The 16,160-nt window shown below is 41.8% G+C and carries 10 protein-coding genes and 1 tRNA gene; 4 read left to right on the top strand and 7 right to left on the bottom strand.

Features of this window, described 5'->3' with window-relative positions; genetic code table 11:
• Positions 1-8: 8 nt before the first annotated feature.
• The 3 genes from ABEB05_RS16450 to ABEB05_RS16460 form a co-directional block, all read right to left on the bottom strand.
• Entirely contained in the window at positions 9-941 is a 933-nt protein-coding gene (locus tag ABEB05_RS16450) for a ribose-phosphate diphosphokinase (protein ID WP_265791853.1), read from the bottom strand.
• A gap of 80 nt (positions 942-1,021) precedes the next feature.
• Positions 1,022-1,092 (bottom strand) — tRNA-Gln (locus ABEB05_RS16455).
• A gap of 53 nt (positions 1,093-1,145) precedes the next feature.
• On the bottom strand, positions 1,146-2,336 hold the full coding sequence (locus ABEB05_RS16460) for a DUF2851 family protein (RefSeq protein WP_265791852.1): 1,191 nt from the start codon (positions 2,334-2,336) through the stop codon (positions 1,146-1,148).
• A 200-nt stretch (positions 2,337-2,536) separates the two neighbouring features.
• On the opposite strand from ABEB05_RS16460, the gene ABEB05_RS16465 reads away from it, so the two are divergent.
• Both ABEB05_RS16465 and ABEB05_RS16470 read left to right on the top strand, forming a co-directional pair.
• A complete protein-coding gene (locus tag ABEB05_RS16465) occupies positions 2,537-3,049 on the top strand; it encodes a phosphoribosyltransferase family protein (protein WP_265791851.1) in 513 nt (170 codons plus the stop codon).
• Between the two features lie 75 nt (positions 3,050-3,124).
• A complete protein-coding gene (locus tag ABEB05_RS16470; protein ID WP_265791849.1) occupies positions 3,125-4,072 on the top strand; it encodes a DUF3078 domain-containing protein in 948 nt (315 codons plus the stop codon).
• Between the two features lie 80 nt (positions 4,073-4,152).
• On the opposite strand, the gene amaB is transcribed toward ABEB05_RS16470, so the two are convergent.
• Entirely contained in the window at positions 4,153-5,682 is a 1,530-nt protein-coding gene (gene amaB / locus ABEB05_RS16475; RefSeq protein ID WP_265791848.1) for an L-piperidine-6-carboxylate dehydrogenase, read from the bottom strand.
• Positions 5,683-5,803: 121 nt separating this feature from the next.
• Between amaB and ABEB05_RS16480 the strand changes: the two genes are divergently transcribed.
• Together ABEB05_RS16480 and ABEB05_RS16485 are read left to right on the top strand one after the other, a co-directional pair.
• Positions 5,804-6,589 (top strand): TrmH family RNA methyltransferase, encoded by a 786-nt coding sequence (locus tag ABEB05_RS16480; protein WP_265791846.1) that lies wholly within the window; start codon positions 5,804-5,806, stop codon positions 6,587-6,589.
• 126 nt (positions 6,590-6,715) lie between these two features.
• Positions 6,716-8,047: a PhoH family protein gene (locus tag ABEB05_RS16485; protein WP_265791844.1), complete on the top strand. Its 1,332-nt coding sequence runs from the start codon at positions 6,716-6,718 to the stop codon at positions 8,045-8,047.
• Positions 8,048-8,063: 16 nt separating this feature from the next.
• On the opposite strand, the gene ABEB05_RS16490 is transcribed toward ABEB05_RS16485, so the two are convergent.
• The 3 genes from ABEB05_RS16490 to ABEB05_RS16500 all read right to left on the bottom strand — a co-directional run bounded on the left by ABEB05_RS16490 (position 8,064) and on the right by ABEB05_RS16500 (position 15,907).
• Positions 8,064-9,284, bottom strand: a complete 1,221-nt coding sequence (locus tag ABEB05_RS16490) for a BaiN/RdsA family NAD(P)/FAD-dependent oxidoreductase (RefSeq protein WP_265791842.1) — start codon at positions 9,282-9,284, stop codon at positions 8,064-8,066.
• Positions 9,285-9,302: 18 nt separating this feature from the next.
• Positions 9,303-10,127 carry a glutamate racemase gene (gene murI, locus ABEB05_RS16495; protein WP_265791840.1) on the bottom strand — a complete coding sequence of 275 codons (825 nt, stop codon included), beginning with the start codon at positions 10,125-10,127 and terminating at the stop codon, positions 9,303-9,305.
• A gap of 131 nt (positions 10,128-10,258) precedes the next feature.
• The gene (locus tag ABEB05_RS16500) at positions 10,259-15,907 is read right to left on the bottom strand and encodes a lamin tail domain-containing protein (protein ID WP_265791838.1); all 5,649 of its coding nucleotides are present in this window, start codon (positions 15,905-15,907) and stop codon (positions 10,259-10,261) included.
• Positions 15,908-16,160 lie beyond the last annotated feature (253 nt).

Genomic DNA, 16,160 nt, shown 5'->3' on the forward strand with positions numbered 1-16,160 from the left:
TTACCAAGTTAATCGTCAAATAGTGCACTTATTGTATCGTTGGTATGGATACGCTGAATTGCTTCAGCAAAAATCCCTGCTACACTCAATACCTTAATTTTGTTCGAAGGCTTTCGCAATGGCACGGTATCTGTTACCAAAAGTTCATCAATTGGAGAATCTTCAATACGTTGAAACGCAGGTCCCGATAAAATGGGATGCGTGCAGGTTGCTTTTATATCTAGTGCCCCTCGTTTTTTTAGTGCGGAGGCCGCATTTGTGAGAGTACCTGCTGTATCAATTAAATCGTCAACAATCAGCACGTTTTTACCTTCTACCTCACCAACTATATTCATTACCTCCGCCACATTTTGCTTTGGGCGACGCTTGTCAATAAATGCAAGCCGTGCATTAAGCTGTTTGGCGTAGGCTCGAGCCATTTTAAGGCTTCCTACATCAGGAGCAACCACAACCAAATTATCGATTGGGTGCTCGCTAAAATGATCTATAAAAAGCCGGCTGGCATATAAATGGTCAACCGGAATATCAAAAAAACCCTGTATTTGAGCTGCATGCAGATCCATAGTTAATATACGATCAGCCCCGGCCTCTGTAAGTAAATTGGCCATGAGCTTGGAAGCAATGGAAACGCGCGGTTGATCCTTCCGATCCTGCCGGGCATATCCAAAATAGGGCATTACAGCCGTTACACGCTTTGCAGAGGCCCTTTTTGCAGCATCCAGCATGAGCAAGAGTTCAATAATATTATCACCCGGAGGTGTTGTGGATTGTACTACGAATATATCCTCTCCACGAATACTCTGCTCATACTTTACATAAAGTTCGCCATCTGAAAAAGGTTTTATGGTTACCTCACCTAACGAAGTGCCGTATTGCTCAGCTACAGCTCGCGAAAGAGCTATATTGCTGCGTCCGGCAAATATGGCTAAAGGCGTATCCAACGAAACCTATTTCAAAAGTTTAAAATAAAAAGAAAAGGATGGCTTTGCAGTCATCCTTTCTGTTTAAATGCTTTGGAGTGTTGCCCGGGGAGGATTCGAACCCCCACTGACGGCACCAAAAACCGCTGTCCTGCCATTAGACGACCGGGCAATTTGTTCTCTCTTTTTAAGAGAGACAGATAATAGGGATTTGCTGAGTTCAAATCAAGAGGAAATTTCGTTTTTGAATACAAAACATTTCTGACACCGTCCGGCTTTACAGTAGTGCCTTAATTGGTGGATGGTACCAAGTTTTCTTTTATAGACAGAAGACTTTAGATCGGTATCGTTTAATCTTTTTAGTAACGATTTTGGCAACGATACGCGGTGGGTTTTCCATAAAGACCAACTTCTGTTTTTTATTTTTGCTGAATGAAATAACTGCCCAAGTAAATATAAGGCAGGCAGAAAAACTGTTCCAAATAGAATCTCACCTCTTTCTTTTCCGATGGAAGGATTTGCATTTTTTGTATTGATAAGCTCTTTCCACAATTCTTTGGGATCTTCTTGCATCCACCTTTTGAAAGGTTGGTCTATTATATGATATAAAGCCAATGTGGCTTGAGGGACACGTTTTTCGGGATGATTATTGGGGCGACAGCCTTTGTGATTCCATTCAAAATCCGGAGCACGGTCATGTTCCTTTTCGTGCAGACCTGAAATTGTCAGTGCGCGATTTGTTAAAGATTCTGCAGAGGAGCAATGGGTTTCTTCGTGTAAAAGAATATGTGCCAGCTGACGCATCGCCTTCCTGTTATGAGAAATACCCAGCCCGTCGAAAAGAGAAATAACAAGTAGCTTAACCCACGCTTGAGAGGGAGGGAGATCAGGATCATAGAATTCGAGCAGATCTTCAACTTTTTGCTCGAAGTATTCTTTATGTGCCTTATTTAGTTGTTTTAAAAAAGCCTCTTCTGATATATAGGAAAGGTGCTTGGCACAGGGAAGCTGGGGATGTCTCAGGTATTCAACTAAGAAGGATTCCAATGGTTGAGATACATAATGAGAGAGACAAAGAGTAGGTATTTTAGTTTGATCTTGCCGCTGTATTCTTTCCTTTGTTTCTTCAAATACTACATGGAGAATGACATTATTGTATCGTGAATCCTGTTGGTGATTATGGTTTCGCCAGTCGGACAGTTTCCAGTGTATTTCAATATCACCATACCACCGGAATTGACCAATCGTAATTTCAGCTCTCAAAAAGTCGGGTCCGTCAGATTTGTTATGATATCCGGGAAAATGAATTGCTACGTTATTTTTGTGGGTCGTTTGAAGGTCTTGGCTGGAAAATTGGCGGTTTTCCCAAATCCAATGGAGTAGCTCTTCCCGATATGTAGGTCTGTTATTTGGCATCGATAAAGGCGTCTTTATCTCTGGGGATATAATCCGTAGCTTCTAAAAATAAGGAATTCCCTGTTTGAATGAATATTTTTTGGTACCCTCTTTCTTTAATTATCAGGAATGATTATAAGTCATCATATAAAATGTATTTTAAATAAAAAGGAATATAACTACAATAAGAATTCAATTTAACTTTAGTATTAAAAAGTAATATGCCTATTTCAGACACGCTCACGCTTATGACCTTCGATCGTATTCAGCGCTCAATGAAACGGATGTCCCATCAGATTAATGAAGCGAACAAAACTGATCGATCTATATTATTACTCGGGGTCAACCAGCGGGGCTTAGCAGTGGCCAACCTCTTAGCTAAGCATTTAGATGAAGTTATCGAACAAGAAGTATCGATTGAACATCTTCGATTAGATAAGGAAATATCAGCAGATCCGGAGTGGATGCAAAAAGAGTACGATGGGAATTTGTTTGTTATCATTGTAGATGATGTCATCTTTTCCGGGCAAACGATGTTTTCTGCATTGACGACCATTGTTAAGGAGCTGGAACTTCAAGAAATTCATTCAGCGGTACTCGTAGATCGTGGACATCGCAAATTCCCGGTCAAAGCTGAATTTTATGGTATGGAGCTACCAACTAAACTAAATGAACATGTGAAAGTGGTTGTAACAGATGGAAAGGTTCGGGAAGTTCAACTCGATCGCCGGTGAGACTCCTTTTCTATTGAGGTTATTTTCCGTATTTTAAATTCAACTTTTATTATTAATATAATTTCTATCCATTTGATGGGTAAACAAGTCTGCTTTGTAAGCATTTTATTCCTAATATTATTTAGCTCAGTTCCAGCTCTCGGCCAAGAGGCAATAAAGATAAGTGAGTTGCTGGAAGATGACGGCGATATTTCCGTTCGGGATATGTCACGCATCGATAATACAGTAGTTGTTGCAGATACGCTTGATGGATGGGATGCTCGATGGTCCGGTGGATTAAATGGTGCCCAGGCAGCCTATAATAATTGGAGTCAGGGAGGGACCAACACCATTAGTGTTACTGCCTCTACTGTTTTTAACCTTAAATACCGGTATGATCGATTTGCTTATGCTTTGGATACAAATCTGAAATATGGGAAGGCAAGAATACAAAATGAGGGGACACGCAAAACGGATGATCGCTTTGCCATCAATAATAAATTTAGTTATTTGTTCGATAATAAAAAGTGGAGTGCTTTTGCAAATATTAACTTTAGCACGCAGTTTGATAAAGGCTTTAACTATAGTGTTCCGGATACGGTAGAGCCCGAATTAATTTCTAAAACTTTTGCTCCCGCTTATTTTACACAGGTGTTAGGTATTGCATTTACACCGGTAGACTATTTTTCTGCTCAGGCGGGTATGGCTATGAAAGAAACGATTATTGAAGATACATCGCTATCAGAGCGCTATGGATTGGAAGCAGGAGAAAGGTTTCGTTTTGAACCGGGATATTCAGCAGCCATGTACTTTGAGAAAGAGCTTTTTAGTAATATTCGTCTTATTAGCTCGGTAGAAACTTTTACGAACCTGCAGCGTAGTATTTCAAGTACAGATGTGCACTTTTCTAATGAAATTATCGGAGAGATTAATAATTTTATGAATATGTCTTTTCAATATGTAACTATCTATGACGATGACTATTCCAAAAAAGTACAGATTAAACAAGTTCTGTCAGCGGGGGTATCTGTAACTATTTTATAATGATTTCGATTATGTTTCTTCAATAACAAAGCCCCATTCCGGGGCTTTGTTATTGGGATGTAGACGTATAATAACCAGTTTTAATCTACCTCAAATTCAATCCCCTGGGCTAATGGTAGCTCATCGCTCCAATTGATAGTATTGGTCTGGCGGCGCATGTAGGCCTTCCAGGCATCCGAACCTGATTCTCGTCCTCCTCCGGTATCTTTTTCTCCACCGAAGGCTCCTCCTATTTCGGCTCCACTAGTACCGACATTCACATTAGCAATGCCACAATCAGAACCGCGAGCACTTAAAAAGGTTTCCGCTTCGCGGAGATTAAGAGTAAAAACAGAGGAGCTGAGTCCCTGTTTGACGCCATTATGCTTCGCAATAGCCTCGTCGAAGTCACGGTATTTTATAAGATAAAGGATAGGAGCAAACGTTTCTTCCTGAACGATATCCCATTCATTCTTAGCTGTGACTATTGCTGGTCGTACATAGTTATTTCCTTCCAGATGATTATCATCAAGTTTTTCTCCACCGTATACAACTTCGCCACCTTGTTTTTTTAATTCGTTAAGGGCGAATTGCATACTGTTAACAGCGTCTTGATCAATGAGCGGTCCCACCAGTGTATCTTCATCCAGGGGATTACCGATATTAACATCTTTATAAATTTCAACCAGTCGTTCTTTAAGCTGGTCAAAAACTTCTTCATGAATAATTAGTCGACGGGTAGAAGTACAGCGTTGTCCGCAGGTACCTACAGAGCCAAACGCAATCGCACGGGCAGCCATTTCAAGATCTGCATCTTTAGAAACAATGATAGCGTTATTTCCCCCTAGTTCAAGGATCGTTTTTCCGAGGCGTGCGCCCACAGTTTTAGCTACTTCCCGTCCCATCCGGATGGAACCGGTAGCAGAGATTAAGGGAATCCGCTCATCTTCGGTCATCCATTCTCCTACTTCGCGATCACCGGTAATGAGATTGAAAATTCCTTCCGGCAGATCATTACGCTTCAGAACTTTAGCAATAATATTTTGTACGGCAATACCACACAGAGGAGTTTTTTCAGATCCTTTCCAAATCATGACATTTCCACATATAGCCGCAATCATGGCGTTCCAGCTGTACACGGCTACCGGAAAATTGAAGGCTGAAATAATTCCAGTTATTCCCAGAGGATGCCATTGTTCATACATACGGTGGCGGGGACGTTCAGACTGCATGGTCTTTCCGTATAGCATGCGTGACTGACCGACGGCAAAATCACAGATATCAATCATTTCCTGTACTTCCCCGAGACCTTCCTGGTAAATCTTACCCATTTCATAAGTCACCAGACGCCCAAGGTCTTCCTTGTGTTCCCGCAATTCGAGGCCAATCTGACGTACAATGTCGCCTCGTTTGGGAGCAGGAACCATACGCCATTCTTTAAATGCCTTTTGGGCTGTTTCAACTACTTTGTCATACTCTTCCCGTGTTGTTATGGTAGTATCAGCAATTTGGGTATTATCAATAGGAGTGTAGCTCGATAGCTTTTCCTTTGCACCTGACCCGTAAAACTTCTGGCCGGTGCTTGTACCCGGATTAGTGCCCTCGATGCCTAGCTTTTTTAAAAAATCCATATGGTTTTACTCTTTTTTTGATTGGTTTGTGATTAAGATAAGGATACTTTTTGAGTTTTGAAGCAGAAGCTCGTTATTTAAAATTGGGTTTCCGTTAATCTTAGTTCCTACGAAATAAAAAATGATATCAGCCTCTAATCGTCAGCAAACACTTCTCAGAAAACTAAATCGGAAAAAACACCGCTATAGTGAACGCCTCTTTTTTGTGGAGGGCGATCGGGCTGTTCGACAAATTGCCGGAAATCAGGTGGTAACGATTAAAACATTATTTTTTGATGACTCCCAACATTATTGGACGCAGGATGAATGGCTGCCATGGATCAAAAGGCTTGATGCAAGGAAACTGGATACCGGAATATTTCATGAGGTTACGGATACCGAAAATCCTCAGGGAGTTTTGGCATTATGTGAAATGCCGGATGAAACCACCGTGAGTAAATTGTGTGACCAGGAGGGGATAATTATTGCGCTGGACTCTATTCAAGATCCGGGAAATGTGGGAACTATCATTCGTACGGCATCCTGGTTTGGCGCTGCAGCACTTCTCTCCGGCAAAGGAACCGTCGATCTTTTTCATCCCAAAGTTGTACGCAGTACGGCAGGAGCCACAGGAGCGGTCGGATATCTTAATGGGGATCTTTTGGATATCCTGCCGGAATTCGAAGAGAATGATTGGTCTGTCATATTGCTCAATAAAAGCAGTGATTCGGCGCCTCTATCGGAAGTACAGGCAAACAGAAAAACGATTGTTGTAGTCGGAAATGAAGCACATGGCATTGACAATAAACTTATTAAAAAGGATCGTACACAGGCCGTAATACCGGCTTTTCATGACCAACCAGCTGTAGAAAGTTTGAACGCTGCTATTGCTACTTCTATAGCCCTATACAGCCTGACTATAGATTGAAATTTGGGTGGATAAGATTTAATCAGTTAACAAATATTTAATATTGACTCTAACAGAGTGATTATATAATGTTGTAATATCAAGGGTTTGGTTTACGGGTCTTATTTTCAATTAAAGTTATACGCTATGCCTTCGGCTAAAAAGCAAAAGATATACGTTCTCGACACTTCCGTTCTCTTATATGATTCTGATGCCGTTAAGAATTTTCAGCAGAATGATATTGCTATTCCAATTACAGTATTGGAAGAGATTGATACTTTTAAGAAGGGAAATGATGTAATCAATCTCCACGCCCGGGAGTTTAGTCGTTACCTGGACAAGATTTCTGATAAGAATTTGTTGCAGAAATGGATTCCACTCAACGGAAAAACACATGGGAAACTTCGGGTGCTCAGTGATGAGAATAGTGAGGTGGATGCTGCAGAGGTGTTCGGCAAAAAGAAAAATGACCACCGGATCCTAAATTCCGTACTCAGACTGATAGAGAAAGAGCCTGAAAAGAAAGTTGTTTTGGTTTCTAAAGATATTAATCTGCGTATTAAGGCCCGGGCGTTGAATATAGATGCTGAGGACTACGAGACTATTCGAATTAAGGATATCGATCATTTTTACAGAGGCAAAACGGAGATTTGCTATGACGATACCGATATTATTGACCGGTTCTATCAAAAAGAGATATTAGATATTGATGCTGTCACTTCTGAAGCACCTACCAGTAATCATTTTTATATTTTGAAAAATCATTCCAGTTCGGCTCTGGGCTACTATAATGATCAAAAAGAGATAATCGAGCTGGTTAGAAAGAAAACCGCTTATGGGGTAAAGCCCCGTAATGCTGAACAAACTTTTGCAATGCATGCCATTTTGAATCCGGAAAACCTTTTGGTAACCATTACCGGGGCTGCTGGAACCGGAAAAACACTGCTGGCGCTGGCCGGGGCTATGGAACAACGCCATAACTTTCAACAGATTTATTTGGCCCGCCCTATTGTACCGCTCAGTAATAACGATATTGGTTATTTACCTGGCGACATTAATTCAAAAATTGATCCCTATATGCAGCCTTTATGGGATAACCTGACGTTTATCAAGAATCAATTTACACAGAATAGTAAGGAGTATAAGAAAGTTGAAGAAATGGTAGAGACTGAAAAGCTTCGCATCATTCCCCTGGCATACATTCGGGGACGCAGCTTGTCAAACATCATTTTTATTGTGGATGAGGCTCAGAATCTGACGCCACATGAGGTGAAAACCATTATCACACGGGCCGGAGAGAATACCAAGATTATCTTTACCGGTGATATCTACCAGATTGATACGCCCTATTTGGATACGCAGAGTAATGGACTTTCTTTTCTGATAGATCGAATGCAGGATAATGACCTGTATGCTCATATTAACCTTGAGAAGGGCGAACGCTCTGAACTTGCGAACCTGGCAAGTAAGTTGTTATAAAAACCGGTTATTCTATTTATAGATGTTTTGAGGCAATCCAGCCGGTAGTCCATGCCGATTGAAAATTATATCCTCCGGTGATACCATCAATATTGAGTACTTCACCGGCAAAATAGAGGTTGGGTCGAAGTTTACTTTCCATGGTTCCCATATCGATTTCATCCAACGGGACGCCCCCACTGGTTACGAACTCTTCTTTGTACGTTGTTTTCCCCTGAATCTCATATTCCGCATTCGTGAGGTACTGTACCAGCCGGTGTACCTGTTCATTGGAAAGTTCGGCCCAGCGCAATTGGTTATTGGCTTCTGTCAGTTCTAAAAAGCGTTTCCACAGCCGATTGGGGAGGGGAAAGCGATCTTGCTTGGTAATTTTCTTCCGGGCATTACGATTCCTAAGCTGGTTTATTACCGCCCGGACTTCCTGCTGCGTTTTTGGATGAAGCCAGTTCACTTTTATGACAAATCGATAATCCTCCTGATAGAGATATCGAGCAGCCCAGGCAGAAGTTTTGAGCACAGCTGGCCCACTTAATCCCCAGTGGGTAATGAGAATAGGGCCTTCGTGCCGGAAGTTTGTCCCTTTGATAGCAACAGAAGCATCAGGAACAGATATGCCAGCCAGATCCTCGAATATTTTATGTCGAAAATTAAAGGTAAAGAGGGAAGGGACCGGCTCAACAATCGAATGACCCAATTCACGCAGCCAGTCATACTTATTGCTGCGATTAGATCCGCCGGTAGCAATAACGACCGCATCACTACTCATTGACTGTTGGCCGTGAAGGCCAACCTGGTAGCGATTATCATCAATAGGAGTAATGTTAGTTACAGCAGTTTTGGTGCGAACTTCCACACCATGCTTCTGGGCTTCTGATTTCAAGCAGCGGATTATGGTCTTCGAATCATCAGTTACCGGAAACATGCGCCCATCGCTCTCTGTTTTCAGTTCCACGCACCGTTGCTCAAACCAGTTTACGGTATCTTTTGCCTGAAACTGTTCAAATGCCCATCGTAATTCTTTTTGTCCACGCGGATATGCCTTTGCCAGTATTGCAGGATCGAAGCAGTGGTGAGTTACGTTACACCGGCCACCGCCGGAAATACGTACTTTCGAGAGTACTTCCCGACTTCGTTCAAATATGGTGACTTTTAATTCTGGGTATTGCCGAGCGGCGTTAATGCCGGCAAAGAACCCCGCAGCACCTCCGCCAATAACTGCTAATTTTCGTTTATGCATTGAATAAACCGGCCTGTTTTATACTTTAACAAATTCAGATTCTACTGTTTGCCCAAAAAAGGTAGAGGTATGTTGGTCAAAAAGTTCCGGAGCATCCGTTGTTAAAAACCGGTGCGTTCCATTTGTTGAACATTTTTCATCAATTTCAGGATGCCTTTGTAAATAATCTTCCAGGCTTGCCGCTACGATAGGACCCTGACTTAGTACAGATATATTGGAATCCAGCGTATGGCGGATTTTGGGCAAAAGCAGTGGATAATGCGTGCAGGCCAGCAGAAGCGTATCGATAGCCGGTGACTGTTGCTGAAGTTGATCCAGATATTTGGTCACAAAATAATCGGCACCGGGTGCATTGTGTTCATGATTCTCTACCAAGGGTACCCACATCGGACAGGCTTGCTGGTAGATTGACAGATTGGGAAACTGTTGTGCAATTTCAATCTCATACGAGCCTGATTGCACCGTTCCGGAGGTTCCCAATACCCCTACATGCCCTGTATCGGAATGGAGGCCAATGACCTCTGCGGTAGGACGAATAACCCCGAGAACTCGTTTTTCAGGCGCTATTGTGGGAAGATCCCGCTGCTGAATGGTACGCAATGCTTTAGCAGATGCCGTGTTGCAGGCCAGTATAATCAGGCTGCAGTTCTGCTTGAAGAGAAACTTAACACACTGCAGTGTGAACTGGTAAATAGATTCAAATGATCGATTTCCATATGGAGTTCGTGCACTATCACCAAGATAGAGATAATCGTATGAAGGCAGATGCTCAACAATATCCTTCATCACCGTTAATCCGCCTATTCCGGAGTCGAAAATACCAATAGGAGCTTTATTATTCATGCAGCTGTCGAAAGGTTAAAAAAGATTTGATGAAAGGTAGAAAGATCCGCAGAGTATTGAAAAAAGAGATGCTTTCAAATAATATTACATTATTGCGACAGACATGGATAAGTTTAATAAAAAAATAATTGCTAATTTAGTATTCGTGCGATCACCACCGTTTTTTTAAATGCTTTGTCTTTACCGGAGGTACTGTCATAGGCCTCAAAAACGATAATATAAATACCTATGCGGTTGCGACGTTCGTCCTCACGGCGGCCATCCCAGATCAGTGTTCCCTCAAACCCGGCGGGTTTGCCATCTGCAAGCTCCTTGATATGCCTTCCATAGCGATCAAAAATATTAACGCGGAGTAGGTAATCTGACTGATCCAATTTATAGGAAATAATCAGGTTATCCTCATAGCCATCCCCATCCGGTGAGAAGGGGTTGGGGGCAAAATTAATTCCTGTATTTTGCGGATTTGGAGGCTGATCCTGATAGATGGAATTTCGAGCCTTTGGTGTACCTCCTTTCGATTCCACACTTGAACTCCAGTTTGATGAGATATTCGTTGGGCCATCCGGATCAATACGCTCAAGGGCGATTCCTTTGGTATCAAGTAGATTGGGGTTATGCCATTCATCGCTGTAGTGAACCGAGTCAATTACGGCTCCCAAACTATCGGAAATATAGATAGCATCATTACTGGAGGCTAAGCTTAAACTGTTTCGGTCAATGCGAACGATATCTTGCATATTGGTAGATTTTAAATCATAAAAGTCAGCCAGTTTAGATTGTTCAAAATTTTGGATCTGATCGCCATATATTAGTACGGTTTCATGTGGGTGGACCCACTTGGCGGTGGTTGAAACCGGTTGAAGTGTTTGAACCGAACCTTTCTCATCCGGGGCGTCGTGAAATATGAGCCCTTCTAAAGACAAGGCGTAATCCCGTGTATTATAGAGTTCAATGTATTCACTTTGATCGCCTTGATTATCACCAGGATTATTTATCGGGTCAAACATAATTTCATTAATGACTAGATCCTTGGACTGTACCGGTTGAGCAATAGAAATTTTGTTGCTTCCGGTTATATTTCCCCGAAAATCAGAGAAGTTTGATACCGTTAGTTTTGAATCTTTTCCTTTGAGCTCTGTGGGGAATTCCTGAAGGAGAAGCTTATTGGCATTGGATGAGTCAAAGGAATTGGAAACAAGAGTTTTGCCGTCTACAGTGAACTGAATATCGTCATTTATCCTGATGAATTCATCAAAATGAACTTCAATCTGGTTGTTAGCGCGAACGTTGGCAAATATAAGCTTTGGTGGAACATTGTCCTCTTGAAAACTGATGTTTTGGACTCCGGCTGAATGGTTGTTTTCTGAAGTGTTATTTTGCCAGTTGGAAGCATCATTTGAAGCCGAATACGGATCTTTTCGCTCCAGAGAATATCCTTTCCTGTTTTCTCCCCAGAATGCTTCATAGTAAAGCGAATCAATGGTTTCTCCAGCTTCATTCCTCATAAAAAGGGCATCGCCTGCATTATTTAGGTTCGGAAATGCCGCCAAGCTAATAGCATTGTTATTTTCCTGAGCAAAAGTAGTGCTTCCACTGATGGTGAGATAGCTGTGAGACCGAAACTGAATAGGTTCCGTAATGGTTATTTCACTCGTAACGTCACCGAAGGACCAGTTGGTAAGATCAATATTTTTATCAGATCTGTTATAGAGTTCTATAAATTCAGCCTGATCACCTGCGGGGAGATGCATGATTTCATTGATCACGATGTCATTGTGTACCGCCTCTTCAAGATGTAAGTACTCGATTTTCTGGCTTGTTGAAGTGCTTGAATTCTTAAAAATATCTGAGATGTTTGAAACAGTAACTTCGTAGGTTTGGCCTGAAATTAGGGACTCAGACAGAAATAATGTAACAGAATCGGACTTTACCGATACAAGCTGAATGTCCCGAGCGGGAGATATTTTATAATTTGCAAAGTTCGCCGCACTTGCTGTGGTAATGGTTTCTGAAAATATCAGTTGCACCTTTGATTCATCAATCGGGTAGAGTTTTGCCAGTTTCGGCGGTTCTTGATCTTTTAGAATGTTATTTGGTCGACCCGGACTTCCGCCATCATCAGGGGCAGGCCCCCAGTTTTCTCTAAACGTTCCGGAAACATTAGTTACCTTTCGTTCTAACCCTGTTTCATCTCCACCCCAGCTGGAAGTGTATTGCAGGGAATCCAGTAAAGTACCGTCGCTGGTTTTTAAAACAATATCATCGCCGCTGTTATTCAGAGCAGGGAATTGATTCCCCATTTCAACAAGATTCATATTCGGACTTTTATTCAGTAGAGTATTATCAGGAGCAAGAACAACATAGCTTTTCGGTGGAAAGGTTAACTTCTCCGGAGTTAAGGGGATGGGAGTCCCGCGGTTATCATTCAGCGTCCATTCTTTCAGGTTAAAGGATTGGTTGGTAGAATTATATATTTCGATATACTCGGTTTCTCCGGGAGCAGGATTATAGGAAAACTCATTAATAAATATTTGTCCCGAATCTGCCGGACTAATCTCGTAGTAGGTGAATGAAGTGTCAGAATTAGAGAGTATATTCCCAAAAAGATCCTTTATTCCATCAATTTCAAGCGTATAGGAATGAGCATTTTGAAATGATTCAGATAGTGTGATATTGACCGTATCTGGTGGAAGGAAACGGGTATCTGCAATTTGATGAGGTTCGGCAAAAGAAAAGCTATTCTCCAAAGAGGTAGCATCAATCCACTCGTCGAAAGAAAGTTGAAAGGATTTGGGCCCGGATATATGAAAAGAAAATAAAGCAGGCGCTTGTGTATCGGGTGATACCGTATTTTTGTAACCCGGAGAGCCCGGACCAATATCTCCACTTCCCCAATTAGCTTGGTATACTGCTGATAGCTTGTGGCTTCGCCGCTCGAGGGCTTGTTGGGATACGCGCCATGATCCTGAATATTGTAAAGAATCTAATAGCGTACCCGAAGAATCACGCAATACAATGTTATCTCCACTATTGTTAAGTGCTGGAAAGCGATTACTTATCGGAATAATTGGAATATTGTTATAGTGATTGAGTAACCTTTGATCAGGTGCAACAACAATAAAACTTTCAGGTGGAAGAATATACCTTTCGGTCGTGATAGTTTTCAGATTGCCGGTATTATCATTAATTGTCCAACCCTGAATATTAAATGAATAAGATGTTGGGTTATAGAGCTCAATGTATTCCGAGTACTCATCCGGTGGATCAGGCATAAACTCATTAATGAATACGCCCCCGGAATCCACCGATGAGATTGAAAGATAGGTAAAAGAGGTGTCCTGCTCAGTTGTAATATTCCCAAAAAGATCCGTAAGGCCAGTTACGGTGAGGCCATAGTCTTTGTTATTGCGTAGGGAGTCAGATAACGTAAGTTCTATTGAATCATCAGTTAAAAGTGAGGCATCGGTGATTTCCAGCTCAGTTGAAAGAGAGTAATGAGCTACATCATTGGCCGAAGCACGTTCCAAGGTTTCTGTGAAAGTAAGTCTTATGGTTTGAATTCCACTAATCAATAAATCAGTAAACAAAGGGGGCGTGGCGTCCGGTTCTATTTCATTCGGTTGACCTGGAGTTCCAAAATCGTTAGGCGCATTTTCCCAATTTTCTTTATACTTGGCGGATAATTCTTCGCTGCGTCGTTCCAATGCAATTTCTTTTTTACCCCAGGTTTGAGAATATTGCAGGGAATCCAACAATATGTCCGAAGAATCTCGGAGCACAATAGCATCTCCATTATTGTTTAAAACAGGGAATCGGGATGCCATATCAATGATTGAAATATCCGGATAGATTTCCAGGAGGGTCGAATCTGTTGTTAAAACGATGAATTCATCCGGAGGTAGTAACTTTTGATGGTATGTAATTGGTCTTTGATTGCCCGTATTGTCATTTATAGTCCATTCTCTGAGATCGAAAGTTTGGTCTGTCGGATTATGTAGTTCAATATATTCTGGTGTTTCCTCAGGAGGATCAAACATAAATTCACTGATATATACATCTCCGGAATCAGCGGATGATATTTCAAAATAGGTGAATGTGGTATCATAGCTGCTAATAGTATTGCCGAAAATATCCTCAATACTTGAAAGTTCGAGCTGGTATTCCCGGGCATTGACCAGGGTAGGGGATAACGTTAGTTGAACTGTATCTGGAGCTAATCCAGTAACCGAATTTATACTGGTATTGCTGATCTGATAATTAGAGCTGTTGGAAAATGTAGAGTCAATTCGCTCATCGAAAGTCAGTTGTAGTGTATTATCGGAGATTATACTAAGCCGGGTAAGAGCAGGGGGCTGTGTATCAGCTGAAATTTGATTGGACTGTCCTGGAGTCCCGCCCAGCGATGCAGATGAATTGCCCCAGTTTCCCTTGTATATAGCTGGTGTTGAATCTGAACGGCGTTCTAATGCTATATCTTCTCCGCCCCAGGCCGAGATGTAATACAAGGAATCAACTAGTTCGCCCTCATCAGATATGAGTTTGATTGCGTCTCCCGTATTATTCAGTGCCGGTAGTGACCATACCTGTACATATGACTGATTCCCGAATGTATTAAATAGGGTAGTAGTATCCGATGATAACACCATAAATTCATTTGGTTCCAGCACAAGCTCCTCGGTTGCAATATTAGTTGCACCGCTTTCATCTCCGACGAGCCAGTCCTGAAGGTTCAGGTATTTATCCGATCTGTTTTTAATTTCTATGTATTCACCAAAATTGGAGGGAGGGTCGTATACAAACTCGTTTATAATGACATCCTGGGGGGTTGAATATCCAAATACGATAAAAGAGCCAGCTGTAGTAGTAATCGTTTTTCCGTTTAAATCATTTATGCTATCAACCGTGAGGATGTATTCTCCCGACGGGAAATTGTTGTTATAGTCCAGGGTTACGGTGACCGAGTCGGTATGGCTTATGGAAGCAGGTGATCCTATCTCGCTGTTTATGGAAAAGTCCGATACCTCCACGGTTGATTGATCATAGGGCCGGTTAAAGTAGACCGTAACCTGGTTATCTGCTGCAACTGTTTCGGTAATAGCAAAAGGGGGAAGATTAATTTTAAAGTCGAAAAAGAATTTATCTGATCGGGTAGAAGTATATGTGGATCGGATGCCAAAATAACTGGAGCTTGTATATGTGTTATCTGTCTCGATGCTTCCCTCTTGAGATAGGATTCCATCATAACCTTGAGCCACCTCAAGGGTCCATTCACCACTTGCGACCCGGCTGACTTTAACTCTGAATGCACCGCCACCGCTTATATCGGTGGTGCCGGAAAGAACAGTTGCTTCTTCGGCTCCATTGTTATAACGAACAATGCGAAAAACATCTTCAGATCCGTTTTCGCCGGCGCGTAAGGCATAACCGTTAACGGGTCCTGTCAGATCTGGAATATCGCTCATTAGGAAAATATCAGCACGATTGCCACTGGAAGGAGAAAAATCGAGTTTGATATAGAACTCCCAGCTTCCGGATATTGAGGTTGAAGGAACGGAGAGGTAGGCAGGATTGTCTCCTGCATTGCCATTTAGCTTTAGAAGATGATTCTCTTCTTCCGATGTGATGGTATAAAGGCTATCGTCTCCGGACCATGAGGGATTTTCTGTAAAATCTCCATCTTCAAAGCCATCTTCAAAATTAACAGATTGTCCGTAACCGATTGAAGGAATCGCCAAAATGAGAATCAGCAACAGACATAGTCGGGTCTTGTTGTTGGACATATTATTTATATTAAAATCTCTTGATTTGTAAAAGCTAGAAAAGGAGAGTCCCTCTAAAATGGCCTTGAACTTAAAAAGGGGATGAGCCAGCTTTCAACCGACTCATCCCGGAAGGACATTTGATTGCTCTCTATTTCAACGGCTTATACGTTCTCTTTCAAACGTTCTATTAGTAAGTACGTTTCAGAGGTAAATCCTTACAAAATTTTTTAGATTTTTTTTATATCATGCTTGTAGAGAAACCAAAAGCATA

The sequence above is a fragment of the Fodinibius salicampi genome, assembly GCF_039545095.1.
In the GTDB taxonomy this organism is placed as follows: Bacteria; Bacteroidota; Rhodothermia; order Balneolales; family Balneolaceae; genus Fodinibius; species Fodinibius salicampi.

Excerpts from the sequence above, each read along its gene's own strand:
- ABEB05_RS16490 (WP_265791842.1), bottom strand. The coding sequence starts at position 9,284 with ATGCATAAACGAAAATTAGCAGTTATTGGCGGAGGTGCTGCGGGGTTC.
- murI (WP_265791840.1), bottom strand. The coding sequence starts at position 10,127 with ATGAATAATAAAGCTCCTATTGGTATTTTCGACTCCGGAATAGGCGGA.
- amaB (WP_265791848.1), bottom strand. The coding sequence starts at position 5,682 with ATGGATTTTTTAAAAAAGCTAGGCATCGAGGGCACTAATCCGGGTACA.
- ABEB05_RS16485 (WP_265791844.1), top strand. The coding sequence starts at position 6,716 with ATGCCTTCGGCTAAAAAGCAAAAGATATACGTTCTCGACACTTCCGTT.
- ABEB05_RS16500 (WP_265791838.1), bottom strand. The coding sequence starts at position 15,907 with ATGTCCAACAACAAGACCCGACTATGTCTGTTGCTGATTCTCATTTTG.
- ABEB05_RS16470 (WP_265791849.1), top strand. The coding sequence starts at position 3,125 with ATGGGTAAACAAGTCTGCTTTGTAAGCATTTTATTCCTAATATTATTT.
- ABEB05_RS16460 (WP_265791852.1), bottom strand. The coding sequence starts at position 2,336 with ATGCCAAATAACAGACCTACATATCGGGAAGAGCTACTCCATTGGATT.
- ABEB05_RS16465 (WP_265791851.1), top strand. The coding sequence starts at position 2,537 with ATGCCTATTTCAGACACGCTCACGCTTATGACCTTCGATCGTATTCAG.
- ABEB05_RS16480 (WP_265791846.1), top strand. The coding sequence starts at position 5,804 with ATGATATCAGCCTCTAATCGTCAGCAAACACTTCTCAGAAAACTAAAT.